Genomic DNA, 22,795 nt, shown 5'->3' on the forward strand with positions numbered 1-22,795 from the left:
AACGTCCCCCCATGAGGTCAGGTTGGGGGATTTGAGCAAAATTGCCCATCGCTGCGTCAAAAGGTCTTGAAATATTGATATATTCCTGCGCCCTTTCTCCTTGCGCTGAGCCATTTTGCTTCAAACCTCAATGGTGCCAGCAATGAGTCCTGAGCCTAAGGGCTTTCGCCCGGCGCCCGGCGGCGCTATGGGCGTGGCCATGCACCCTATGCCTTCCTTCGCAAATGCTGCGCCGCGCCGGTTTTCCGTGCGCGGCCGGGCGGCCTGGCGATGGCTTTGATCGCCTGACTCCGATTATTCTGCTGCGCCTGAGCGGCAGCTATTCACATTTGCGATTTATCCATTTTTCAAAGGCATAATTTCATGCGTATTGTTTCGGGCATTCAGCCCACCGGCAACCTGCACCTCGGCAACTATCTGGGCGCGATCCGCAACTGGGTTCGCATGCAGGACGATCTCGAACCCGGCAGCGAATGCCTGTTCTTCCTGGCCGATCTTCACGCCATCTCGATGCCGCACAGCCCGGCGGAACTGCGCCGCGCGACATTGGAAATGGTGGCTGCACTGGTCGCTTGCGGGATCGATCCGAACCGTTCGGTGCTGTTCAATCAGGCACAAGTGCCCGCCCACGCCGAACTGCAATGGTTGCTCAACGGCACGGCACGCATGGGCTGGTTGAACCGCATGACGCAGTTCAAGGACAAGTCCGGCAAGAACCGCGAAGGTGCCAGCGTTGCGCTGTTCACTTATCCCGTGCTGCAGGCGGCGGACGTGCTGCTCTATCAGGCGACACACGTTCCCGTCGGTGAAGATCAGAAACAGCACCTGGAACTGGCGCGCGACATCGCACAGAAATTCAATAACGATTTCTGTTCGGAAGACGCGCCGGTGTTCACTCTTCCCGAAGCGTTCATCCCCCCTGCCGCCGCCCGGATCATGAGCCTGCGCGACGGCACGAAGAAGATGAGCAAGTCGGACCCCAGCGAAATGAGCCGGATCGAACTGGCCGACGATGCCGACACGATCATGAAAAAGATCAAGAAGGCCAAGACCGATCCCGAACCGCTGCCCAGCGAGATGGCCGGTCTGGAAGGTCGGCCCGAAGCATTGAATCTGGTTTCGATCTACGCCGTTCTGACCGATGAGAAGCCCGAAGCAGTGCTGGCGCGCTTTGCCGGTCAGGGTTTCGGAGTGTTCAAACCGGCGCTGGGCGAAGTGCTGGTGGAAACGCTCAGCCCGATTTCGCAGCGATTCCGCGAACTGGTGGAAGACCGGGAAGCTCTGGACGCTATTCTCGCCAAGGGTGCGCTGCGGGCGCGCGAGATCGGCATCCCCACTCTCGACGCGACTTACAACGCGCTGGGTCTGGTGCGGGCCCGCGAACGCGGCTGAATATATGCGTGGCGAGGCTTGTACCTCTTGCAAGCCTCGCCATATTTCCCTGTGAACCGGCTTGATGTTCAAACTCGGTTCACCGCGCGTAGTTTACAACTCGCCGTACCAATGACAGCATGTGTGCTCATCGAAGGGGTAGGCAGCATCACGCGCAGGTCAGAACACAAGAGGACCGCTCTTATGAATACGCCCAATAAGTGGAGCCGCCGCATCAAGCTTCTCGCCGCGCCTTTGGCGCTTGGTGTGCTGGGAGCATGCGCCACACCCTTCAACGCGGATGTTTCGCGTTTCCAGACTCAGCTGCCTGCGCCGGAAGGGCAGACATTTGCTATCGTCACTTCGGACGCCGATCTTAAAGGCGGGCTCGAATTTTCGATGTACGCCAATCAGGTAGCGGCTCAGATGGAGAAGCTGGGCTATGCCCGTGCATCCTCGCCCGACGCGGCGACACTGCTGGTCGATTTCGATTATGGGGTCGACGATGGCCGCCAGCGGGTGCGCCGCACCGGCTTTTCCGATCCGTTCTACGATCCGTGGTACGGTTATGGCCGCTTCGGCTACAGCCGGTTCTATCGCCCTTATCCTAGCCGTTACTGGGGTGGTCCGTGGAGCTATGGCTTCTACGATCCGTTCTTTGACAACGGCTTAGACGTGTACACCGTGTACAAGAGCGGGATCGAACTGAAGATCAGCCGTGCATCCGATGGGGAACGTCTGTTCGAAGGTCGGGCAGAAGCGCTGTCGACTTCCAACCGGCTGCAATATCTGGTGCCCAACCTGATCGAAGCGATGTTCACCGATTTTCCTGGCGACAGCGGGAAGACCGTCCGCATCTCGGTCGCGCCGGAAAATATGCCAGCAAAGCGTCGCTGACAGCCATATCATTGACTTAACTGAAGGGCGGGTCCGATTTTCGGCTCCGCCCTTTCTCTTTTCGGTCGCTACATATGCAGGCACCGGCGCGGCGATGGCTATCAACTGCTCAGTTTCAGCCTGATGTGATCGAATGTCGGACCATACAGTTCATCACTAAATTGCACGCCGACATACCCGGCATCAACCCAGCGCACCGTTGCATCGAACGGACCAAGATTCTCAATTCGCAGAGTAATTTCATCGCCCGACTGCAGCCCGGTGAACCGATCGTAGAACTGGCATCCCGTTTCGGAGAGGTTTTTCAGCTGGATATCGCGACGAACACCGTTCTTTGACCGATAACGCCCCCATACAGACACATTGTGCCGCATTTTCGATCGCTGTTCATCGTTCATGGCGATCCCCTACCCAAATGGGTCAGATGGAGCCCCGGCGGGCCGCCGGACTTTTCGATACCCGCCCAAATACCCCCATCGGGAGACCCGATGCAAGCGAGCAGCGAGACGCGCCACGTCAGGAATGAACGCTGGGCCCGATCAGCGCGCAGGCCGAACCCGCGCCATAACGGCAGCTATACCAGCGCCGCGTGCCCGCCGGTCGAACCGAAGCCGCCAGCGCCGCGGTCGGTTTCATCCAGTTCATCCACTTCGCACCACCCGGCCTGTGTAACCGGCGCGAGAACGAGCTGCGCCACCCGATCCCCCCGCGCAATCGCGAACGGTTCCGCGCCGTGGTTGATAAGGATAACCTTCAATTCGCCGCGATAATCGGAATCGATCGTCCCCGGCGTATTGGGCACAGTGATGCCGTGCTTCAACGCCAGACCGGATCGCGGACGAACCTGAATTTCGTAACCCGCAGGGATTGCCACCGCCAACCCGGTGGCAACCGCATGGCGCGCACCCGGATCAATCGTCACATCTTCCGCCGCCAGAACATCCATCCCCGCCGCGCCCTGAGTGGCATAGGCAGGCAGGGGCAACCCTTCGCTGTGGGGCAGGCGTTTGAGCTTCACGGACACCATATCAGTCATCGCGCGGGTCGATCCGGTTGAGCGTTTCGGCAATGCGTTCGGCCAATGTCATCGCAACTTTCTCCTTGGGCATTTCGGGCAGGTTTTCGACACCATCGGCGGAAACGATGTGCACGGTATTGCTATCGCCGCCCATGACCCCGCCCGATACATCGTTGGCCACGATCCAGTCGGCGGTTTTGCGTTTCCGTTTCGCAGTCGCGTTTTCGATCACGTCCTGCGTTTCGGCTGCGAAGCCGATCAGCAGTCTGGGGCGCAACTTACCGGCGGCGACCGAGGCAAGGATATCGGGATTTTCCGCCAGCAACAGAGCCGGTGGGGCAGAGCCGCGCTTCTTCATCTTTTCCTGCGCGTAGTCCCGACTGCGCCAGTCAGCCACAGCGGCGACCATCACAGCGGCATCGGCGGGCAGAGCGTGTTTCACCGCATCGGCCATTTCACGCGCGGATTCGACATCGATCCGGTCCACACCGGCCGGCGTCTTCAGATGAACCGGCCCCGCCACCAGCGTGACCCGCGCACCCAGAGCTGCCGCTGCCGCAGCAATCGCGAAACCCTGTTTGCCGCTGGAGCGGTTGGCGATGTAGCGGACCGGGTCGATCGGTTCATGCGTCGGCCCGGCAGTGACCAGCACATGCCTGCCGAACAGCGGCCGGTGCGCCGGATCGCTGTCGAAATCGGGCTGCCCGTCCAGCGGGTCTTCTTCGACCAGCACTTCATCGGTGGCGGTTCTGGCAACAGTGCGGCCAATCGCAGCGGGATCGGTCGGCGGAACTGAGCGCGCTTGCCCCTTCTGTGCCATTAGCGGGCCGCTGAGGTCGGGTTCAGGCAGAGGTGCATCCTCCGCCTCGACCTCCGCTTCATGCTCAGACAGTTCTTCGATCTCGCGCTCTTCGACCGATTCTGCGCGGCGTGCGTGCGAACGCGGGATCAGTGCGGAGAGCAGACTGCCAAATCCGCCCCGGCCCGGCGGTTCGGGCACATCTTCCGCTTCCGCCTCTTCCTCCACTGGCGACGATGCCACGGGGGCCACAGACGGCAAAGGCAGATCATTGCCCGGATCGATGGCCAGACGGTTGGCAATCGCCGCCCATATCGCAGGCGGTTCGGGCAAACGCCCCGGTCCGAATTCGCCGCAAGCCATCGGCCCCTCCTCCGGGTCGATCACTGTCACACCTGCATCGCGCAGCCACGCGACATTGCGCTGCGTCGCCGCGTGGCCCCACATGCGGACATTCATCGCCGGAACCGCCATCACCGGCTTGTCGGTCGCTAGGATCAGCGTCGTCGCCAGATCATCGGCAATGCCCGCGGCCATCTTGGCCATCAGATCGGCTGTGGCGGGGCATACGACCACCAGATCGGCCTGACGCGACAACTGGATATGCCCCATCTCAACCTCGTCCTTCAGGTCGAACAGGCTGGTATAGACTTTGTTTTCGCTCAGTGCGGCGAGCGTCAGCGGGGTAACGAACTGGCTGCCGCCGTCGGTCAGCACGCAAGTCACCTCGCCCCCGTGTTTGCGGATCAGGCGCACCAGTTCGCACGATTTATACGCTGCAATACCCCCACCGACGATGAGCAGGATTTTCGGCCCGCTCATGTCAGTAACCCCACGCGCGGCTCGATATCCGGCGCGTGCATGACAAATTCCGTCGTTTCATGAATTCAGCCTAGCGCCCAGCGATACCAGTTGCCAATCCTCAACCCGCAATGCGGGCCGCTTTGCCCGCCGGTTTCGTGCCTGAAATGCATGGGCGACGGACACAGGCCGACACTGTCCCCGGTTTGAAACCGGATTTCGCCATCGCGGATCGTGCAATTTGCGGGATATGGCCCTAAGCACATCAGCGAAATCAGGAGAGATCACTCTATGCGCTTTATCGTCACGGCCCTGTTGTTCGCTATCGGCCTGCTGTTTCTGGTTCTGGGCGCGAACTTTCTGGTATTTCCCGCCGATGCGGGACTGGGCTTCGGATTGACCACCAGAGGGGCACAAGGTCTGGCTGTGCTGCGCGCCGATTTCCCCGCGCTGTTCTTCGTTGGCGGTGCCACGATGCTGTGGGGTGCGTGGAAGCGGAACGGGGAACTGCTGCTGGTGCCGGTGGCCATCTTCGGCATTGCCTTTGTCGGGCGTGTCGTATCGCTGGCCATCGATGGCACGTATGAAGCGTTTGCCTTCCCGATGATGGTGGAAGCCCTGGCGGTGGCTCTGTCGCTGATCGGCAGCCGGGTATTGCCGCACAAGGTCGTCTGAACAGCCTGAGCGTTCAGGCGAAGATGTCGGTATCGATTCTGCTGGTCAGTTGCGCGATGGCCGATTTGAGCATCGCGCGGTTGGCCCACGCCGCGCAGCCACCGGCAAAGGCGCCGAATGCCGCCACTGCGACAAACGATCCTACGGTGGAATCGCTGCCTTCCGCAGACAGCGCCCAGAATATCGAAACCACCACTATGCCAACCGGCGCACCCACCGCGATCCAATAGCGCCTCCGCGCCCAACGTGGGTTTCGGGCGATCTGGCGCAGCATCGTCGCTGAACAAAGCAACGAAAGCGGTGTCGCTATTATCAGGCCGAAAAGCACGGCAAAAACCGCGCCGATCGCCATGACAACAATCATCTCTGCTCCGTTATCGTTGAACAGCATCGCCACCAGCATGATCGCGAAGAACGTAGCGATTCCGCTGAACGGCCCGGCGATAAGTGCCGGGCGCAAGCTCCGCCGCAAGGCCTGCCCGAACGTCACGCCCGGCTAAAGATGGAGAAACCCGGTGGCGAGCGCACCCGCCACTGCCACGGCGCCAACGCCGAACCCGGCCAGCACCTGCAACCAACGCACGCCGCTCTGCCCGCGCCGTTCCCACATCAGCGGGACATCGGGCAGCGGCGGCTGTTCGGGCGCGCCGCCCTTGGGCGGGAAGCGTTCCTCCACCCGGCGCACAAGATCGGGCAGGCGCAGCAACGTTTCCAAATCGCTCTTGATCCGGCCCGCCAGCGCAGCCTCTGGCCCCAGTTCGTCGCGAATCCAGTTGCGGACAAATGGCGCGGACACATCCCACATGTTGATCTGCGGGTTGAGGCTGGTGGCAATCCCTTCGACCATCACCATTGTTTTTTGCAGCAGCAGCAAATGCGGCTGCGTCTCCATGTCGAAATCGCGGGTGATCGCGAACAGCCCGTCAAGCATTTGCCCGACCGACAGTTCGCTCACCGGCTTGCCGCGCATCGGTTCGCCCACCGCGCGCAGGGCCGTCGCGAATTCGTCGACCGAGTGGTAGCTGGGCACATATTGCGCTTCGAAATGGATTTCCGCCACGCGGCGATAATTGCCCGTAGTCAGCCCATAGAGGATTTCCGCAAGCCATTGACGCGCGCGCCGGTCGATCCGGCCCATGATGCCGAAATCGATGGCAGCAATCGTGCCGTCCGAACGCACGAACAGATTACCCTGATGCATATCGGCGTGGAAGAATCCGCCACTGATCGCTTGCCGCAAAAATGCCAGCACCAGCCGTTCGGCCAGTTCGGGCAAATCGTGCCCCGCTGCGATCAGCGCTTCGCGGTCGGATATCTTGATGCCATCGATCCAGTCGACAGTCATGACCCGGCCATTAGTCCGGTCCCAGTCGATGGCGGGGATGCAGTATCCTTCCATCCCCTTCATCGATTCCGCCAGTTCGCTGGCCGATGCCGCTTCGCGCCGCAAGTCCAGCTCGCGATTGGTCCAGCGTTTGAAATTGGCGATAGTCAGCCGGGGGCGCAGCCGACGGGCTTCTCCGCCCAAAGCCTCCAGATGGGCGGCAGCCCATTCGTAGGTCGCGATATCGCGTTCGAGCCGCTTACGAACACCGGGGCGGAGGACTTTGACCGCCACTTGCCGCCCGTCGGTCGTCACCGCCTTGTGGACCTGTGCGATCGATGCCGCGCCAACCGGGACAGGATCGATTTCAGCGAACAGATCGCTCACCGGTCTGCCGAAACTGGCGGCCATCGCCTGCTCGATCTCGCTGTAACGGACCGGCGGCAAATCGTCTTGCAGAGTGAGCAGGTTGGCCACTGCCGCTTCGCCCACCAGATCGGGCCGGGTGGCCAGCGATTGCCCCAGCTTGATCGCCGCCGGGCCGATATCCTGAAACGCCCCGGCATAATCGGGTTCGCGTGGCTGGATCGTGCCGAACCGGGCGATGCGCGCCAGCCGCTTTACCTGCGGCGGCGTGTTCGGATCGCGCTCGATCCCGCGCAAAGCTCCATGCCGCGCCAATGTGCGGCCCCATTTGAGCAGCCGGAAGATATGCGTGATCGGACGAGTCATAGGCGTGGGAGGGGCGCAGTGGCCCCGCTATCTCCGTGTCCGCAAAGGAAGCAGGCGACGCGCGGCACCGTCAGGCCTTCCATCCCGAATGGATCGCCACCAGCCCGCCCATAATCGGCTCTACCCGTGTGCGGGTGAAACCGGCATCGCGGATCATCGCTTCGAATTCGGGCATCGGCGGGAACCGGCGGATCGATTCGATCAGATAGCGATAGGATTCGGAATCGCCCGCGATCAGTTTACCCAGGTGTGGCACCAGCTTGTGCGAATAGGCATCGTACACTTCCTTGAATCCGGGCCATTCGGTGGTCGAGAATTCGAGACAGAAGAAACGTCCGCCATATTTGAGCACCCGGTGTGCTTCGGCCAGCGCCTTGTCGATATGGGTCACGTTGCGGATGCCGAACGCGATTGTGTACGCATCGAACAGGCGGCTGGGATACGTCAGTTCTTCCGCATTCTGGCGCGACCAGCTCAGGCCGTCGATCCCGCGATCCATTGCCCGCTCGATCCCGACATCCAGCATTTCCTGATTGATGTCGGCGACGGTCACTTCCGCACCGCGCGCGGCCATGCGAAACGCGATGTCGCCCGTGCCGCCTGCCATATCGAGAATCGCTTCGCCCGGCTGCGGCTTCACCCGGCGGACGAAGCGATCTTTCCATAGCCGGTGCATCCCGCCCGACATGGCATCGTTCATCACATCGTATTTCGCCGCGACATTGGAAAATACCGCGCCGACACGGCGGGTCTTTTCCTCTGGGGCAACGTCTTCGTATCCGAAGGAAACCTGCTCGTCTGCGTGTTGGGTCATGCAACGCGCCTTAGGGGAGTTTCAGGCGGGCGCAAACACTGTTAGCAGCCAATGCGATGCCAGAACTCCCTGAAGTCGAAACCACTGTGCGCGGGCTCGCGACATTCCTCGAAGGGGAAACGATTGCCCGTGTCGTGCTCAACCGGCCCGACCTGCGTCGCCCCTTCCCCGCCGATCTGGTGCAGGCGATGACCGGCGCCACGGTCAGCACACTGGGGCGGCGGGCGAAATACGGCCTGATCCACACCGACCGCGAGCGGACGCTGGTGTTCCATCTGGGGATGAGCGGCCGCTGGCGGATCGATCCCGATACGCCCGACAAGCACGATCACCTCATCATCGAAACCGCCAGCCACCGTTTCGCGCTGAACGATGCGCGGCGGTTCGGCTCGGTCGATCTGGTGGATACGCCTCTGCTTGGCGAATGGCCCGCTTTCGCTGCGATGGGGCCGGAACCGCTCGGCCCCGGCCTGACCGCCGCGCATCTCAAGGCAGCGTTTGCCGGACGCAAGCAAGCGATCAAGCTATTGCTGCTCGATCAACGGATCGTGGCGGGCCTCGGCAATATCTATGTGTGCGAGGCACTGTTCCGCGCCGGGATCGATCCGCGCAAACCCGCCGGGCGCGTCGGCATGGCCAAGCTGGAATTGCTGGTGCCCGCGATCCGCGCAGTGCTGGAACAATCGATTCTCGACGGGGGATCGACCTTGCGCGATTACGCCCGACCCGATGGCCAGCTAGGCTATTTCGCCACGCGCTTTGCCGTTTACGGCCGCGAAGGCGAAGCTTGCGTTCATGAAGACGGCGGCACTATCCGTCGCATCGCGCAAGGCGGGCGCAGCACGTGGTTCTGCCCGGTGTGTCAGCGATGATCGGATTTGCCGCGCTTTCCCTTGACGATTCGCCCCTCTCCCGCTAGGGGCGCCGCTTTCCGGCGGATACTCCGCCACTTATTGACATTTGACGCACAGGATTCCGGTCGCCCCGAGCGGGCGGCCCGCAGTAAGGACAGACATGGCCAACACGCCGCAAGCCAAGAAGCGTATCCGCCGCAACGATCGCCGGGCGGAAATCAACACCTCGCGCATGAGCCGCATCCGCAGCTACCTCAAGAAGGTTGAAACTGCGATCGCCGGTGGCGACAAGAAGGCCGCTGCCGAAGCGCTGAAGGAAGCACAACCGGAACTGATGCGCGGCGTTGCCCGCGGCGTGCTGCACAAGAACACCGCCAGCCGCAAGATGAGCCGGCTGAGCAAGCGAGTCGGCGCTCTCTGAGACGCGACTCGCGGGGGTCATAATCCCCCGCCAACCTGTCACATCAGGATCAACGCCGGTGCGATTGCGCCGGCGTTTTCGTGTGCGATGTAACCGAATCGTCAAAAAGCTAGGAAATCCGCCGATTCGCGAGGCTGTAATATTTAAGTCTTTTATTTTCAGTACTTTACATGCAGCGCTTAGGTTTTTGACGAGTCAACCGGGTTTATTTCAAAAATTTTGCGCCCCTGCCCTTGCCAGCAGGCCCGCGCTGTTGAATTGAAGAATGCATCAGCGGTTGGACAGCGCTGATTCACATCACTGGATCAGGCTTCCTAGCCCGGCGTCGGGGGATTCCGGGCAACGGCGAAGCTGTGTCCGAATTGAAGCTGATATGGGGCCGACATTCAGTCGGGCACCAATTTCGTGGGGGCTGAAACCAATGGCCGAATTGAATGGCGTTGCAGGCACGCCGCGTCGTAAAAAGGGTGAAGACGGAATGGAAGATCTGGAGGCAGTAAACCTTGCGGCTGATTGGGCAGACATCAGCCTGGGACTGCGGAAAGATCTTGGCCACCAGCTTCACAGCCAGTGGATCAAGCCGATTCAGGTCGGCGGCTTCGAAGAAGACACCGGCACGCTCAACCTGTACCTGCCCACCGAATTCTCGGCCAACTGGGTCAACGACCGATTCCATGATCGGCTTTCGCTCGCGTGGAAGATCGCCCGCAGCGAAGTGCGCCATGTGAAAATCGCGGTCCATCCGGGCCGCCGCAAATTGCCCGAGCTGAGCTTCGGCGAAGGGCATCGCGCTGCCAACGATGGCGGCGATCCCAACATGATCGCGGTTGCGGCCGGTACGATTGGCGATCGCGGCTTTACGTCGTCTGTCGGGCTCGACCCGTCACTGACTTTCGCAGCCTTCGTTACGGGCGAAGCCAACGTGCTCGCCTGCAATGCCGCTCAACGGATGGCGGCCATCGAACAGCCCCAGTTCAGCCCGCTTTATCTCAAGGCCGCGACAGGACAGGGCAAGACTCACCTGCTCCACGCCATTGGCCACGCCTATCTCTCCGCCCATCCGCGGGCGCGGATTTTCTACTGCAGCGCCGAACGGTTCATGGTCGAATTCGTGCAAGCGCTGAAATCGAACCAGACGATCGAATTCAAGGCGCGCCTGAGAAGCTTCGATCTGCTACTGGTGGACGATATTCAGTTCATCATAGGCAAGGCGAGCGCGCAGGAAGAACTGCTCTATACAATCGACGCACTGCTGGCCGAAGGCAAACGACTGGTCTTCGCCGCCGACCGTGCGCCACAGGCGCTCGACGGGGTCGAACCGCGCCTGCTCAGCCGCCTGTCGATGGGACTGGTCGCGGATATCCAGCCCGCCGACATGGAACTGCGGCGCAAGATTCTCGAATCCAAGCTGACCAAGTTCGCGCCGCTGGATGTGCCGGCGGACGTGATCGATTTCCTCGCTCGCACCGTCACGCGCAACGTGCGCGAACTGGTTGGCGGTCTTAACAAGCTGATCGCCTATGCTCAGCTGACCGGGCAGGAAGTGTCTCTCCAGCTTGCCGAGGAACAGCTTACCGATATCCTGTCGGCCAATCGCCGCCGGATCACGATCGATGAAATCCAGCGCACGGTTTGCCAGTTCTATCGCATCGACCGCGCAGAAATGGCCAGCAAGCGACGCGCCCGCGCTGTGGTTCGTCCACGACAGGTGGCGATGTATCTCTCCAAGGTACTGACTCCGCGCTCTTATCCTGAAATTGGCCGCAAGTTCGGCGGACGCGACCACTCGACAGTCATTCACGCGGTCCGCCTGATCGAAGACCTGCGGCAGCGCGATGCCGATATGGATGGCGACGTCCGCAGCTTGCTGAGACAACTGGAAAGCTGAGCGTATTGCGCTATGGGGGCTGAATGACCCCCACAGACTCCACGGCCATCGACCACGCCCATCCCGCCGAACTGCCTGCATCCTACTGGCAAGCAGCGCGGCGCGGGGCGAGCGGACATTGTCCACGCTGCGGCGGTGGGGAGCTGTTTCGCAAATGGTTGAAACCGGTGGATCGCTGCCGCGCTTGCGGGCAGGACTGGACCCTTGCGCGGGCGGACGACATTCCCGCCTATATCGCGATCTTCGCCACCGGGCATTTGCTGGCCCCGCTGATGATTATGCTGATCCTCGATTTCGACATGTCGTCGTGGGCGGCGTCGGCAATCATCATCCCACTGGCAACGGCAATGGTTCTGCTTGGCCTTCAACCGTCCAAAGGCGCTGTGATTGCCCTGCAATGGTGGCTGGGAATGCTTGGCTTTCAACGCGAACGCCCTGAAACCAACCCGCTGCCCGACCGGAAATGACCCTTAGCGCAGAGCGTCTGAGTCGCTTCGCGCGGCATATCGTCCTGCCGGAAATCGGCGGTGTCGGGCAGGTCGCGCTGGCAGACGCGCATGTTGTGATCGTCGGCCTTGGTGGCATCGGCAGCCCGGCCCTGCAATATCTTGCCGGGGCAGGCATCGGCAAGCTGACCCTGGTCGATGACGACACTGTCGATGCCAGCAATCTGCAACGCCAGACAATCTATGCCGAACGCGATGTCGGGCATGGCAAGGCCGTATCGGCGCGGCGATGGCTGGCCAATTTCGATCCAAAGATTGCAGTGGATCTGGACGACCGGCGGATCGATATCAACCGCGCGCCGCAAATCGTGGCCGGGGCCAGCATCGTGCTGGACGGCACCGATAACTTCGCCACCCGCCTCGCTGTGTCCGATGCCTGTGTCGCAATGAGCGTCCCGCTGCTGAGCGCGGCGGTCGGGCGGTTTCAGGGGCAAGTGGCCGCTTTCGCCGGGCACCTTGCCGACTCTCCATGTTACCGCTGTTTCGTAGGCGATGCGTTCGATGCGGAGGATTGCGATACTTGCGCGGACGATGGAATGCTGGGAGCGATGGCAGGCTGGGTCGGCACGTTCGCGGCGATGCAGGCGATCCGCGCCCTGCTGGCCCCTGTCGGCGCGATGGGGCCTGCACAGTGGGGCACCGTCCATCTGCTTGACGGTCTGCAGCCGGGAATGCGGTCGATGACCATCCCCAAAGACCCGCAGTGCAAGACATGCAGCGCAACTGCATAAGCCAGCCCACACGCAAAACTCATCGCAGTGCGCGATGACGATAGAGGGCTTCATCGCGCAATACGGGCTGCTGGCTGTTGGTCTGGGCGCAGCTTTCGAAGGCGAAGCTGTCGTCGCCACCGGCGGATTGCTGGCCCATCGCGGGCTGATGCCGCTCGATCAGGTGATGCTGGCCGCAGCAGCCGGTTCGTGCATGCTCGATCAGTTGTACTTCTTCCTTGGCCGCTATCTGCGCGATTCATGGCTGGTCCGTCGCGTTACCTCGCGCGCAACCTATGGCCGGGTGCTGGCCATGATCGAGCGTAACCCGACGCCCTTCATACTGGCGTTCCGCTTCATGTGGGGCTTGCGAACCGTCAGCCCGATAACGCTCGGCACCTCTCAGGTCGCGTGGCCACGCTTCGCCATCCTCAACGTGATCGCCGCCGCGCTCTGGGCAGTCATTGTCAGCTCAGCCGGATATTTGTTCGCAACCGGCCTAACTGCGGCGGGGGCGGAACTGCACCGGATAGAGCACCTCGCACTCGCAGTCGTGGCGATTACGGTGATCGGCGCGATTGTCGGCCTGGCTCTGCGCCGCATATTCATGCCAATGCCGTGATATACAGGCAGGCCAGCACTCAGTTCTGCTGGCTCAGTACTTCATCCACCCACGAAGGCACGAGCTCGCTCGCCGGGCCAAGCCGCGTTTCGTCGAACCAGCCGCTTCTCTGGCTGCGTTCGAGATTCAGTTCGAGCGTCTTCGCGCCCAAACTACGCGCATCGCGCACGAAACCTGCCGCTGGATAGACGGCCCCGCTGGTGCCGATAGACACAAACAGATGCGCCCCTCGCATCGCCGCGTAAATATCCTCCATGCGATAGGGCATTTCGCCAAACCACACGATGTCAGGGCGCAGGCACGGCTCGCCACAAGTGGGACAGTCAGGTCGGTCGATCAACGGACCGGTCCAGCGGCTGCGCGTATCGCAGGCGGTGCACCATGCGTTGAGGTGTTCCCCATGCATATGCAGCACTCGCTCCGCCCCGGCGCGTTCGTGCAGATCGTCGACATTCTGGGTCACGATCAACAGCCCCCCTTCCCATTCGCGATCAAGCCGCGCCAGCGCCCGATGCGCGGGATTGGGCGCTTTGGTCTGGATGGCCTCGCGCCGCATGTCGTAAAACCGCAGAACGAGGTCGGGATCCCGTGCGAACGCCTCTGGCGTGGCGACGTCTTCCACCCGGTGCTGTTCCCACAGGCCACCGGCGTCGCGAAAGGTATCGATGCCACTTTCGGCGCTTATCCCCGCACCGGTAAGGATGACGATGTTGCGGATGTCTGCCATGCCCGGCAATGAAGCACGAGCTATCGGGGACTGGCAATGGCACGAATTGGAATTATCGGCAGTGACGGCCGCATGGGTCACGCTTTGGTGAGTGCGGTGGAGGCCGCCGGCCACACAATGGCAGGCGGCGTGGATCGCGGCGGCGATACGGCAGAGCTGGCGGATGAGTGCGACGTGCTGGTCGATTTCTCCTCTCCCGCTGCGTTGGAGGGTAATCTGCACGCTGCAATCGGCGCGGGCGTTCCGATCCTGATCGGCACCACCGGTCTGGAAGAACGGCATCATGCCGCGATCGACGCGGCGTCGCAGGCGATTGCCGTGCTTCAGACAGGCAACACATCGCTTGGCGTTACGCTGCTCGCGCATCTGGTGCGCGAAGCGGCGGCGCGTCTCGGGCCGGATTGGGATATCGAAGTGCTGGAAATGCACCACCGGATGAAGGTGGATGCCCCGTCGGGAACTGCCTTGCTGCTGGGCGAAGCGGCGACCGAAGGGCGCGGGATCGATCTGGCGGGCCATTCCGAACGCGGTCGCGACGGACAGACCGGGGCCCGTGCCAAGGGGGCAATCGGTTTCGCATCGCTGCGCGGAGGCACTGTGGCCGGCGAACACAGCGTCATTCTGGCGGGGGAGGATGAGCGTATCACTCTGTCGCATAGTGCAGAGAACCGGATGATTTTCGCGCGCGGCGCGGTGAAGGGGGCCGTGTGGCTCGTGGATCGGGGTCCTGGGCGCTATACGATGCCACAAGTTCTGGGCCTGTGATCCGCAAGCGATGACCAAGGATCAGATTTTCGAATTTTTCCGCCGTCTGGCGGAGGATAACCCCGAACCGGAAACCGAACTGGAATATGGCAACGCCTACCAGCTTGTCGTCGCGGTGGCGTTGTCGGCACAGGCGACCGACGTTGGGGTGAACAAGGCGACACGGGCACTGTTCGCCAAAGTGAAGACTCCGCAAGAGATGCTGGAGCTAGGCGAAGACGGCCTGAAAGAGCATATCAAGACCATCGGCCTGTTCAATTCAAAGGCCAAAAATGTCATCGCGCTCAGCCAGTTGCTGGTGGACGAATATGGCAGCGAAGTTCCCGGTACGCGCGAAGATCTGGTCAGGCTCCCCGGTGTCGGGCGTAAGACGGCGAATGTCGTGCTTAATTGCTGGTTCGGGCAGGAAACCTTTGCCGTCGATACCCACATCTTCCGGGTGGGCAATCGTACCGGTCTGGCCAAGGGCAAAACCCCCGAAGCGGTCGAGGCGAAGCTGGAGAAGCGCGTACCCGGCCCCTTCAGGCTCGGCGCCCATCACTGGCTGATCCTGCATGGCCGCTATGTATGCAAGGCCCGCACCCCGGAATGCTGGCGCTGCACAGTCGCGGACCTGTGCAGCTATCGCAGCAAGGTACTGGAGAAGCCCAAGGGACGCTAGGCGCGTGGTGGCCTGCAAATGGTCACTTTCTGCATTACTCCGCTACACACCCATCCTTTCGTCATTGCGAACGCAGTGACACAATCCATGAATCGACGGGGCTGCCCGTCGCATCGGTTGCGGTGGAGATGACCCGCACACCCTGGATCGCCGCGTCGCCCCGCTCATCCCAATGACGAGGACGGCAGGGGGAAGCCCCAATCGCCAGCGATCTGTGACGGTCCACAAAGGCCAGCTTTGCCCCCCGCCACACCATCACCTGAAGGCGATTAGCCCTATCCTTTATTCGTTCGCCTGCGGATCGAGGTTCAGTCCCTTGCGCCCATCTTCGGGCGTATGGTGCGGTGCCACCGGATCGTCGAGATCGGGATCGCGCATCGGCTGCAGCATCCCTTCCCACTTGGTAATCACGCTCGTAGCGACAGCGTTACCCAGCACATTGGTTGCCGTGCGGCCCATGTCGAGGAAGTGATCGATCGCCAGAACCAGCGCGATGCCTTCGATCGGCAGATCGAACATCGCCAGCGTGGCCGCGATCACCACCAGACTGGCGCGCGGAACGGCGGCAATCCCCTTGGAACTGATCATCAATGTCAGCATGATGACGATCTGCGTGCCAATCGACAGATCGACCCCATATGCCTGCGCGATGAAGATCGTTGCGAAGCTGGCATACATCATCGATCCGTCGAGATTGAAGCTGTAGCCGAGCGGAATCATCAGTCCCGAAATGCGGCGAGGCACACCAAACCGATCGAGCTGTTCGAACAGCTTCGGCATCGCCGCTTCGCTGGATGCGGTTGAAAATGCGATCAGAACGGGTTGCCGCACGTATCGCACCAGAGAAATTGCGCGACCGCGCAGGAACACCCAACCGGCCAGCAGCAGCAACGTCCACAAGAGAGCCAAAGCGAAGTAGAATTCGCCAAGCAACCGTGCATAGACGCCAAGGATTCCCAGTCCGTTGGCCGCAACAACATTGGCCAGTGCACCGAACACCGCAAACGGGGCGAATCGCATAACGTAGCCGGTGATTTCCAGCATCAGATCCGACAGCGCTTCCGCCCCGCGGACAAGCGGCGCGCCGCGTTCGCCCAAGGCAGTCAGCCCGATCCCGGCGAACAGCGCGAAAACGAGGATTTGCAGAACATTATTATCCGCCATCGCGCCGATCACGTTCTTTGGAAAAACGTGTTCGATGAATTCGTAGAAATCGAGCTTCTTGACCTCGCCAACCGCATGTGTCGACGCGGTAACGTCAACCCCCACGCCAGGCTGGAACAGGTTGACCATCACCAGACCGAGACTGATCGAGATCAGGCTGGCGATAATGAACCACATGATTGCCCGGAATCCGATACGGCCAACCGCCGTGCTGTCCCCCATATGGGCAAGGCCTGACACAATTGTCGCCAGAACGAGCGGAGCGACCAGCATCTTGATGAGATTGAGGAAGATATTGGACAACATCTGGAAGCCACGCTCCCAGTGTTCAGTCGAAAGAATGCCGCTGAGGAATCCTTCATGGACAAGCCATCCTGCAAGCACGCCGAGCACAAGCCCGACCATGATGCACGCCGTCAGATGTTTGGTCAGCGCATGAAAAAACCAGCCCACTATGGATTTCGGTTTATCCGGCACAGGCGTGCTGGCTGGAGCGGCAGTGACCATGGTATTCCCCCGTTGCGATCCCGGCGCTTCGCGTAACAGCGGTTTTGCCGCTACACAATCAGCTTCGCAGAGCCGCCTGTGCAACCCGCGCATAAATCCGCGCCAGTGCCTCCAGATCGGCCATCGCCACCGCTTCGTCCCGCTTGTGCATCGTTGCATTGCACAGACCGAATTCGATCACCGGGCATACGTCTTTCAGGAAGCGCGCATCCGAGGTGCCGCCGCTGGTGGACAGTTCGGGTTCGATGCCGGTTTCGGCGCGGATCGCCTCTGTAATCATGGCGGAAAATGCGCCCGGCGGGGTCAGGAAGCTTTCGCCCGAAATCACGGGAATGGCTCTGCCGCCATGACGCGCCGCGATCTCGCTCACTGTCGCACCCAGTTCCGCGCCGGTGTGCATATCGTTGAAGCGGATAGAGATACGCGCCTTGGCCAGCGCGGGGATCACATTATGCGCCGGATTGCCGACTTCCAGATCGGTGATTTCGAGATTGGACGCCTGAAACCAGTCGGTGCCCTCATCGAGCACCAGTGCATCCAGTTCGGCCAGCATCGCCACCAGTCGGGGAATCGGATTATCGGCGTTGTGCGGATAGGCGACGTGGCCCTGCACGCCCTCCACCTCCAGCCAGATGTTGACCGATCCGCGCCGCCCGATCTTCACCATATCGCCCAGACGATTGACGGAGGTCGGCTCACCCACAAGACACAGATCCGGTGCAAGATCGCGCTCGCGCATCCGGTCGATCAGGGCGCGGGTGCCATAAACCGCCGGGCCCTCTTCGTCCCCGGTAATGATGAAGCTGATCGTGCCCGCGTCGGCAGGAACCTGCCCCAGCGCGGCAACCATCGACGCGATCGAACCCTTCATATCGACTGCGCCCCGGCCATATAGCAGATCGCCCCGCCGCTCTGGCGCGAACGGGGCGCTGGTCCACCCTTCCCCCGGCGGCACCACATCGAGATGCCCCGCGAATGCAAAGTGGCGGCTGCCCGCCGGGCCGGGTCGCACGGCCAGCATGTTTTCCACCGGACCATCGGGCGCCTCGCCCCGCACAAACCGGTCTATCTCGAACCCCAGCGGCACCAGCATCGCTTCCAGTGCATCAAACACCAGCCCCTGAGCAGGTGTCACGCTGGGGCAGGCAATCAGCCGCTCCGCAAGGTCGGTTGCTGTTTCGCAAGTGCTGGCGTCGGTCATCGGCAAAGCGCTATACCAACCGCAGCAGGCAATCCAGCAAGGTGAACTGTACCATGCCCAAGCTCGATCTCGACGCGATCCCGCAAACCAACCGCACCGGCTACCCCGCTCCGTTTGATGCGCCGGTGCAGGGGCGTTGGTATCGCCGTCTCGCCCCGGCTTCTGGTCTGACCCGAATGGGGGCAAGCCATGTCGTGCTCAGGCCTGGCGCATGGTCCTCTCAGCGGCATTGGCACCGGGAGGAGGATGAATTGCTCGTCATGCTCAGCGGAGAAGCTGTGCTGGTCGAAGACGATGGTGAAACCATGCTGTACCCCGGCGACATTGTCGCATGGCCAGCGGGGGTTGAGAACGGGCATCACCTGCAAAACCGCAGCGATGCCGACTGCGTGTTCGTGGCCATCAGCGCAGGCGACAAGTCGCGCGACAGCGGATCGTATCCCGATATCGACATGCAGTTCGATCCCGATGGGTATGCCCGCAGGGATGGCACTCGATACACGGCGAGACGCACTCCTTAGCCACTTAGCCGCGCGGCGTTTCAGGCAACGGCCCCGGTGCGAAGGCCTTGTCCAGAGATTGCGCCATGCGGATCCCTGCCTGTTCGATCCGCTTCTGGATCACCGACACCGATTCCGCGATAACCTCTTGAGTCAGCGCGGCATCCTTAGGCAGTGGAGCAGCGCCCGCCGCACAGGCATCGCGCCCGAACGCAGTGCGATAGGCAAAGTCGCGCGCCACCTGCCAGCTTTCGCGGCCCCAGTCGGCCGGCGTGCCGCCGCCCAGCGCCGCTTTCTCCGCCGGAGTATAGCGCCGCACCAGCGACGGCTGCGCGCTGCTGATCGCGCGTTCGGCCATCGGTCCGTCCCAGATCCAGTGCAGGTTCAGCCCCGGAACGATACCGTATTCGGCCTTCACATCGTTACCGCCACGGTCCTCGTGATCGCCCGAATGCAGCGGCTGGTGGATGTCCCCTATGAAGTGGACCAGAAACACCAGCGCCTGCAAGCGCACTGCATCGGGCAGGCTTTCATCGGCCAGTATCCGTTCGTTGCGGGTGATCTGCGCCGACACGCAGTTGCCTCCGCTACAGTTCTTGCGCGCCGAATACTCCTCGCAAATCGGTTCGGTCTGGTAATGCCACGCGAATGTGTAGCCATAGCGCCAGCTGTACTTGCGAACGCAGTCGGGCCACACTGCGGCATCTTCCAGACTGTGCACCGGGCAATCGGGGGTGCCAAGTTCCCCGCTTTTCGCCAGCAGCCGCGCAATCGCCTTGCGCGTGGCGGGGGAGACATTGTCCATCGCGATCGCGGCGGTGGTGCGGTGGCCATAGCTGCCCCATGCCAGCGCGCTTTGCGGCAACCAGCCAATTGCCAGCGCCGCCAGTGCCGCGATCAGGCGGCGGGAACAGTGTCCCATTGTTCGATCACCCATTGTTCGTCTTCCGCACCCTTGATCCATGTCTGCATCCAGTCATGTTCCCATACCGCCTGCATATAGGCCTGCGCGAATCCGGGAACGGCAATGCCATAGCTGACGAAGCGACTGACAACAGGGGCATAAAACACATCTGCCGCACCGAATGTGCCGAACAGGAACGGCCCGCCACGCCCGAAACGGGCACGCGCCTCTGCCCACAGTTGCAGGATGCGGACCACATCGGCCTTCACCGGGTCGGGCAGTTCCACCCCTTCATGCCGGGCGCGCACGTTCATCGGCAGCGCGCGGCGCAACGGCAGATAGCCGGAGTGCATTTCGGCCACCATCGAACGCGCCATCCCGCGCGCGACATCGTCTTTCGGCCAGAACCGGTCGCGACCGACCTTGTCCCCCAGGTATTCGAGAATCGCGAGGCTGTCCCACACCACCGTTTCGCCATCCCACAGGATCGGCACTTTGCCGCGGCTGGGCTGCACTTCGCCCATTGCGCGCTTGGCCTCTTCCCAGTCTTCGCCGCTGATGTTGACGGTCAGCTCTTCGAACCCGAGCCCCGATTGCTTGCAGGCGAGCCACCCGCGCAGCGACCAGCTTGAGTAATTGCGGTTCCCGATGATGAGCTTCACGCGACTTCCTTTTCCACCTGGATCGGGCGGTAGTCGTTCATCCCTGCGCTGTCGAGCCTGAACGGTGGGCCGCTTGTTACACTGTCCTGATCCAAAATTGTCGGCTTCCAGGAAACGGGCGAGCGCTTCTTCAAACAGAGCACGGGCTTCGGCGGCGGTGATACGTGTCATGGCGTGAATATGACGGATCGCCTGTGTGTAGGAAAATGCACCCGCACGCCGTATATGCACGACATGACCTTGCGCCCGTTCCACCTCGCCTTCCCAGTCCGCGATCTTGCGGAAGCCCGTGCATTCTACGGCGGTCTGCTGGGATGCGCGGAGGGGCGCAGCGCCGACAGCTGGATCGATTTCGACTTCTACGGCCACCAGATCGTCGCTCACCTCGCGCCGGATATGGGGGGCGACGCAGCAGCCAACCCGGTCGATGGCCACGACGTGCCCGTGCCGCATTTCGGCGTAGTGCTGACAATGCCTGACTGGCAGACGCTGGCCGACCGGCTGACTGCGGCAGGCATACAGTTCGGCATCGAACCGCATATCCGCTTCAAAGGGCAGCCGGGCGAACAGGCGACGATGTTCTTCCGCGACCCAAGCGGCAACGCGCTGGAGATGAAAGCATTTGCCGACGACGCGATGTTGTTTGCAACGTGATGGGGCTGGAGTGAATTGCTGTCACCCGACAAGCTCTGCGGAACGCGCATTTTGGGCAAAAGAGATTCTTCGGGGGACCGTTAACTTAACAGCACTTGTAACTTTACGGCCCATGCTGCGGATTTAAATGTGTCTGAGCGTCTTTTTCACAGGAGTTCTCCGTCACATGACATCCCGCCAATCTCTGGGGACGGTTCTGGCCTTTATGGCAATGATGCTACCTGCGACTGGCTGGGCTCAGAAATCGGAAAATTTGTCGGCGTCGGAGAATAAGCGATACCAGCTTTGGACGAATTGCGCCGGTCACATGCTATTCGTTCAGATGAATGGCAAAGCCTATGGTGCAGACGAAGCGGCAGGTGCAACGATCATGCGTCCAAAAATTGAGGCGTATATTCGCAGGACATGGCCACAAAAAGATGCCGATATTAGCGGTGATATAGATTCAGGCTTCAGGGCCGCAAAAGAGCGTGCCCAAATTTTAGCCGAACCTTCAAATCCCAATCACGCCGGGGCACTGAAGTTTATAGAAACTTGCAATAAAATTGGTGGGTTTGTTTCCCTGGGCAATTAACACACCTGATTTTACCAGAAGTTTGTTTATTACCGAACAAATACCTTACGCATTTTCATCAAATTGAATACACTATCGATTAAATCGATGTTCCCGCCTGCCTCCGCGACGTTTGTTTTGCGGCTGGGGCCTGGAGTGAGCGATCCGTTTTTTGAACTTCTTGGCTTGACCGGGAATGTCCGCAATGAGGTCGTTAGCCGAATTTCTGCTTCTGGCCAAAATAGGCGCGAAGCTGCCAGTCGGCTGATGGCGAAATCCGCGAAAGCTCGGAACGTCTGAGATTGGGGTGGTGAGCAGACATTCTCAGCGTAGTCGCGCGACTATCGAAACCGCAATGGAGTTGAATTGCCTGACCAGCGTGTCTCGGTTCTGATCTCGATACCCTCTTCCTCGGCTCGCAATACAACACACTTAATGGCATTCAGATTTTGCTTCACCAGTGGCAGGTCAGCGGTAGGTGCATGATCAGTATACAAGAACGTGGTCTCGAAATACGCCGCCTCGCAATCTCGCAATAGCTCCCCTGTCTGATAGGCGATAAATGCAGGGTCAAAACCCTTTTCTCCGGTGACTTCAGAGATTGGTTCCTCGAGAACTAAGTAACTGGCCGCCGCGTGATCAATCGCGGGGCCCGGTTGCATCAGTAGTGTCGCTGCAACGGAAAATGTGGAGGCTGAGAACGCCCCCAACGCATACCAGATCAGCTTCTGGCGCCGTGTCATAAGGTTCCGCGCATAGCTTTCACGCTATGGACTTTCATCGATGTCCGCAATGGAATCGTTTGCCGAACGACAGCTTTTCACCCGAAATGCCTCATAGCGGACACACCGGGCCGAAACTGAATTCGTGCACGCCGCCTAGTGATGGACAGGCGTTTTGATCGCAGAAATGCCCGAATATGCAGGCAGCGAAGAGGTTCGCCGCACGCAATTTCTTTGCTTCGCTGTGTCCCGTCACCCCGGACTTGATCCGGGGTCCAGCTAATCTTCCCGCGCGATGCCAGCAGAAGCGAGGCCCCGGATCAGGTCCGAGGTGACGAATTAG

The 22,795-nt window shown here is 61.0% G+C and carries 26 protein-coding genes; 14 read left to right on the forward strand and 12 right to left on the reverse strand.

Going from position 1 to position 22,795, the window contains the following annotated elements; genetic code table 11:
• Positions 1–363: 363 nt before the first annotated feature.
• Both trpS and CV013_RS01805 read left to right on the forward strand, forming a co-directional pair.
• The gene (gene trpS, locus CV013_RS01800) at positions 364–1,392 is read left to right on the forward strand and encodes a tryptophan--tRNA ligase (protein ID WP_102153578.1); all 1,029 of its coding nucleotides are present in this window, start codon (positions 364–366) and stop codon (positions 1,390–1,392) included.
• A gap of 183 nt (positions 1,393–1,575) precedes the next feature.
• The gene (locus CV013_RS01805) at positions 1,576–2,268 is read left to right on the forward strand and encodes a DUF4136 domain-containing protein (protein ID WP_102153579.1); all 693 of its coding nucleotides are present in this window, start codon (positions 1,576–1,578) and stop codon (positions 2,266–2,268) included.
• Positions 2,269–2,369: 101 nt separating this feature from the next.
• On the opposite strand, the gene CV013_RS01810 is transcribed toward CV013_RS01805, so the two are convergent.
• The 3 genes from CV013_RS01810 to CV013_RS01820 all read right to left on the reverse strand — a co-directional run bounded on the left by CV013_RS01810 (position 2,370) and on the right by CV013_RS01820 (position 4,907).
• On the reverse strand, positions 2,370–2,666 hold the full coding sequence (locus tag CV013_RS01810; protein WP_102153580.1) for a PilZ domain-containing protein: 297 nt from the start codon (positions 2,664–2,666) through the stop codon (positions 2,370–2,372).
• 176 nt (positions 2,667–2,842) lie between these two features.
• Positions 2,843–3,304, reverse strand: coding sequence for a dUTP diphosphatase (gene dut / locus CV013_RS01815; RefSeq protein ID WP_102153581.1), 462 nt, complete (start codon positions 3,302–3,304; stop codon positions 2,843–2,845).
• Positions 3,297–4,907 (reverse strand): bifunctional phosphopantothenoylcysteine decarboxylase/phosphopantothenate synthase, encoded by a 1,611-nt coding sequence (locus CV013_RS01820; protein ID WP_102153582.1) that lies wholly within the window; start codon positions 4,905–4,907, stop codon positions 3,297–3,299. Before CV013_RS01820 ends, dut begins: the two co-directional genes overlap by 8 nt.
• Positions 4,908–5,177: 270 nt before the next feature.
• Between CV013_RS01820 and CV013_RS01825 the strand changes: the two genes are divergently transcribed.
• Positions 5,178–5,561, forward strand: a complete 384-nt coding sequence (locus tag CV013_RS01825) for a hypothetical protein (RefSeq protein WP_102153583.1) — start codon at positions 5,178–5,180, stop codon at positions 5,559–5,561.
• Between the two features lie 13 nt (positions 5,562–5,574).
• Here CV013_RS01825 and CV013_RS01830 read toward each other — a convergent pair whose 3' ends face one another.
• From CV013_RS01830 to CV013_RS01840, 3 genes are all read right to left on the reverse strand, one after another.
• Positions 5,575–6,051 carry a hypothetical protein gene (locus tag CV013_RS01830; protein WP_102153584.1) on the reverse strand — a complete coding sequence of 159 codons (477 nt, stop codon included), beginning with the start codon at positions 6,049–6,051 and terminating at the stop codon, positions 5,575–5,577.
• 6 nt (positions 6,052–6,057) lie between these two features.
• A complete protein-coding gene (gene ubiB / locus CV013_RS01835; protein ID WP_102153585.1) occupies positions 6,058–7,617 on the reverse strand; it encodes a 2-polyprenylphenol 6-hydroxylase in 1,560 nt (519 codons plus the stop codon).
• A 70-nt stretch (positions 7,618–7,687) separates the two neighbouring features.
• On the reverse strand, positions 7,688–8,431 hold the full coding sequence (locus CV013_RS01840) for a class I SAM-dependent methyltransferase (protein WP_102153586.1): 744 nt from the start codon (positions 8,429–8,431) through the stop codon (positions 7,688–7,690).
• Between the two features lie 56 nt (positions 8,432–8,487).
• Here CV013_RS01840 and mutM point away from each other — a divergent pair, with 56 nt between their 5' ends.
• From mutM to CV013_RS01870, 6 genes are all read left to right on the forward strand, one after another.
• Positions 8,488–9,303: a bifunctional DNA-formamidopyrimidine glycosylase/DNA-(apurinic or apyrimidinic site) lyase gene (gene mutM, locus CV013_RS01845; RefSeq protein ID WP_102153587.1), complete on the forward strand. Its 816-nt coding sequence runs from the start codon at positions 8,488–8,490 to the stop codon at positions 9,301–9,303.
• Between the two features lie 142 nt (positions 9,304–9,445).
• Positions 9,446–9,706, forward strand: coding sequence for a 30S ribosomal protein S20 (rpsT, locus tag CV013_RS01850; RefSeq protein ID WP_102153588.1), 261 nt, complete (start codon positions 9,446–9,448; stop codon positions 9,704–9,706).
• 421 nt (positions 9,707–10,127) lie between these two features.
• Positions 10,128–11,594 carry a chromosomal replication initiator protein DnaA gene (gene dnaA / locus CV013_RS01855; RefSeq protein WP_102153589.1) on the forward strand — a complete coding sequence of 489 codons (1,467 nt, stop codon included), beginning with the start codon at positions 10,128–10,130 and terminating at the stop codon, positions 11,592–11,594.
• Positions 11,595–11,617: 23 nt separating this feature from the next.
• The gene (locus tag CV013_RS01860) at positions 11,618–12,061 is read left to right on the forward strand and encodes a DUF983 domain-containing protein (RefSeq protein ID WP_102153590.1); all 444 of its coding nucleotides are present in this window, start codon (positions 11,618–11,620) and stop codon (positions 12,059–12,061) included.
• Positions 12,058–12,831, forward strand: coding sequence for a HesA/MoeB/ThiF family protein (locus CV013_RS01865; RefSeq protein WP_102153591.1), 774 nt, complete (start codon positions 12,058–12,060; stop codon positions 12,829–12,831). Before CV013_RS01860 ends, CV013_RS01865 begins: the two co-directional genes overlap by 4 nt.
• A 34-nt stretch (positions 12,832–12,865) precedes the next feature.
• Complete coding sequence (locus tag CV013_RS01870; protein WP_102153592.1) at positions 12,866–13,432, forward strand: DedA family protein; 567 nt, start codon at positions 12,866–12,868, stop codon at positions 13,430–13,432.
• A gap of 19 nt (positions 13,433–13,451) precedes the next feature.
• Here CV013_RS01870 and CV013_RS01875 read toward each other — a convergent pair whose 3' ends face one another.
• Entirely contained in the window at positions 13,452–14,159 is a 708-nt protein-coding gene (locus tag CV013_RS01875; RefSeq protein WP_102153593.1) for an NAD-dependent deacylase, read from the reverse strand.
• 36 nt (positions 14,160–14,195) lie between these two features.
• Between CV013_RS01875 and dapB the strand changes: the two genes are divergently transcribed.
• Positions 14,196–14,924 (forward strand): 4-hydroxy-tetrahydrodipicolinate reductase, encoded by a 729-nt coding sequence (gene dapB / locus CV013_RS01880; protein ID WP_102153594.1) that lies wholly within the window; start codon positions 14,196–14,198, stop codon positions 14,922–14,924.
• Positions 14,925–14,934: 10 nt separating this feature from the next.
• On the forward strand, positions 14,935–15,585 hold the full coding sequence (nth, locus tag CV013_RS01885; protein WP_102153595.1) for an endonuclease III: 651 nt from the start codon (positions 14,935–14,937) through the stop codon (positions 15,583–15,585).
• A 282-nt stretch (positions 15,586–15,867) separates the two neighbouring features.
• Here the strand turns inward: nth and CV013_RS01895 are convergent, their stop codons facing one another.
• Positions 15,868–17,181 (reverse strand): dicarboxylate/amino acid:cation symporter, encoded by a 1,314-nt coding sequence (locus CV013_RS01895; RefSeq protein WP_102153706.1) that lies wholly within the window; start codon positions 17,179–17,181, stop codon positions 15,868–15,870.
• A 133-nt stretch (positions 17,182–17,314) separates the two neighbouring features.
• Positions 17,315–18,457, reverse strand: a complete 1,143-nt coding sequence (dapE, locus tag CV013_RS01900; RefSeq protein ID WP_102153597.1) for a succinyl-diaminopimelate desuccinylase — start codon at positions 18,455–18,457, stop codon at positions 17,315–17,317.
• A 53-nt stretch (positions 18,458–18,510) separates the two neighbouring features.
• Here dapE and CV013_RS01905 point away from each other — a divergent pair, with 53 nt between their 5' ends.
• Positions 18,511–18,978, forward strand: a complete 468-nt coding sequence (locus CV013_RS01905) for a cupin domain-containing protein (protein WP_102153598.1) — start codon at positions 18,511–18,513, stop codon at positions 18,976–18,978.
• Between the two features lie 4 nt (positions 18,979–18,982).
• Here the strand turns inward: CV013_RS01905 and CV013_RS01910 are convergent, their stop codons facing one another.
• Together CV013_RS01910 and CV013_RS01915 are read right to left on the reverse strand one after the other, a co-directional pair.
• Positions 18,983–19,879 (reverse strand): S1/P1 nuclease, encoded by an 897-nt coding sequence (locus CV013_RS01910; RefSeq protein ID WP_223805348.1) that lies wholly within the window; start codon positions 19,877–19,879, stop codon positions 18,983–18,985.
• The gene (locus tag CV013_RS01915; protein ID WP_102153707.1) at positions 19,855–20,523 is read right to left on the reverse strand and encodes a glutathione S-transferase family protein; all 669 of its coding nucleotides are present in this window, start codon (positions 20,521–20,523) and stop codon (positions 19,855–19,857) included. The genes CV013_RS01910 and CV013_RS01915 overlap by 25 nt, the downstream gene beginning before the upstream one ends.
• A gap of 234 nt (positions 20,524–20,757) precedes the next feature.
• Here CV013_RS01915 and CV013_RS01920 point away from each other — a divergent pair, with 234 nt between their 5' ends.
• Together CV013_RS01920 and CV013_RS01925 are read left to right on the forward strand one after the other, a co-directional pair.
• On the forward strand, positions 20,758–21,177 hold the full coding sequence (locus tag CV013_RS01920) for a VOC family protein (protein WP_102153708.1): 420 nt from the start codon (positions 20,758–20,760) through the stop codon (positions 21,175–21,177).
• 166 nt (positions 21,178–21,343) lie between these two features.
• Positions 21,344–21,751: a hypothetical protein gene (locus CV013_RS01925; RefSeq protein ID WP_102153600.1), complete on the forward strand. Its 408-nt coding sequence runs from the start codon at positions 21,344–21,346 to the stop codon at positions 21,749–21,751.
• A 320-nt stretch (positions 21,752–22,071) separates the two neighbouring features.
• On the opposite strand, the gene CV013_RS01930 is transcribed toward CV013_RS01925, so the two are convergent.
• The gene (locus tag CV013_RS01930; protein WP_102153601.1) at positions 22,072–22,473 is read right to left on the reverse strand and encodes a hypothetical protein; all 402 of its coding nucleotides are present in this window, start codon (positions 22,471–22,473) and stop codon (positions 22,072–22,074) included.
• Between the last annotated feature and the right edge of the window lie 322 nt (positions 22,474–22,795).

It is taken from the genome of Tsuneonella flava (assembly GCF_002870965.1).
GTDB lineage: Bacteria > Pseudomonadota > Alphaproteobacteria > Sphingomonadales > Sphingomonadaceae > Tsuneonella > Tsuneonella flava.

Coding starts and splice junctions, on each gene's coding strand:
- dnaA (WP_102153589.1), top strand. CDS start 10,128: ATGGCCGAATTGAATGGCGTTGCAGGCACGCCGCGTCGTAAAAAGGGT.
- dapE (WP_102153597.1), bottom strand. CDS start 18,457: ATGACCGACGCCAGCACTTGCGAAACAGCAACCGACCTTGCGGAGCGG.
- CV013_RS01870 (WP_102153592.1), top strand. CDS start 12,866: ATGACGATAGAGGGCTTCATCGCGCAATACGGGCTGCTGGCTGTTGGT.
- CV013_RS01805 (WP_102153579.1), top strand. CDS start 1,576: ATGAATACGCCCAATAAGTGGAGCCGCCGCATCAAGCTTCTCGCCGCG.
- mutM (WP_102153587.1), top strand. CDS start 8,488: ATGCCAGAACTCCCTGAAGTCGAAACCACTGTGCGCGGGCTCGCGACA.
- CV013_RS01810 (WP_102153580.1), bottom strand. CDS start 2,666: ATGAACGATGAACAGCGATCGAAAATGCGGCACAATGTGTCTGTATGG.
- trpS (WP_102153578.1), top strand. CDS start 364: ATGCGTATTGTTTCGGGCATTCAGCCCACCGGCAACCTGCACCTCGGC.
- CV013_RS01925 (WP_102153600.1), top strand. CDS start 21,344: ATGACATCCCGCCAATCTCTGGGGACGGTTCTGGCCTTTATGGCAATG.
- ubiB (WP_102153585.1), bottom strand. CDS start 7,617: ATGACTCGTCCGATCACGCATATCTTCCGGCTGCTCAAATGGGGCCGC.
- CV013_RS01825 (WP_102153583.1), top strand. CDS start 5,178: ATGCGCTTTATCGTCACGGCCCTGTTGTTCGCTATCGGCCTGCTGTTT.
- CV013_RS01920 (WP_102153708.1), top strand. CDS start 20,758: ATGACCTTGCGCCCGTTCCACCTCGCCTTCCCAGTCCGCGATCTTGCG.
- CV013_RS01930 (WP_102153601.1), bottom strand. CDS start 22,473: ATGACACGGCGCCAGAAGCTGATCTGGTATGCGTTGGGGGCGTTCTCA.
- CV013_RS01860 (WP_102153590.1), top strand. CDS start 11,618: ATGACCCCCACAGACTCCACGGCCATCGACCACGCCCATCCCGCCGAA.
- dapB (WP_102153594.1), top strand. CDS start 14,196: ATGGCACGAATTGGAATTATCGGCAGTGACGGCCGCATGGGTCACGCT.
- nth (WP_102153595.1), top strand. CDS start 14,935: ATGACCAAGGATCAGATTTTCGAATTTTTCCGCCGTCTGGCGGAGGAT.
- CV013_RS01905 (WP_102153598.1), top strand. CDS start 18,511: ATGCCCAAGCTCGATCTCGACGCGATCCCGCAAACCAACCGCACCGGC.
- CV013_RS01820 (WP_102153582.1), bottom strand. CDS start 4,907: ATGAGCGGGCCGAAAATCCTGCTCATCGTCGGTGGGGGTATTGCAGCG.
- CV013_RS01840 (WP_102153586.1), bottom strand. CDS start 8,431: ATGACCCAACACGCAGACGAGCAGGTTTCCTTCGGATACGAAGACGTT.
- CV013_RS01865 (WP_102153591.1), top strand. CDS start 12,058: ATGACCCTTAGCGCAGAGCGTCTGAGTCGCTTCGCGCGGCATATCGTC.
- rpsT (WP_102153588.1), top strand. CDS start 9,446: ATGGCCAACACGCCGCAAGCCAAGAAGCGTATCCGCCGCAACGATCGC.
- CV013_RS01875 (WP_102153593.1), bottom strand. CDS start 14,159: ATGGCAGACATCCGCAACATCGTCATCCTTACCGGTGCGGGGATAAGC.
- CV013_RS01910 (WP_223805348.1), bottom strand. CDS start 19,879: ATGGGACACTGTTCCCGCCGCCTGATCGCGGCACTGGCGGCGCTGGCA.
- dut (WP_102153581.1), bottom strand. CDS start 3,304: ATGACTGATATGGTGTCCGTGAAGCTCAAACGCCTGCCCCACAGCGAA.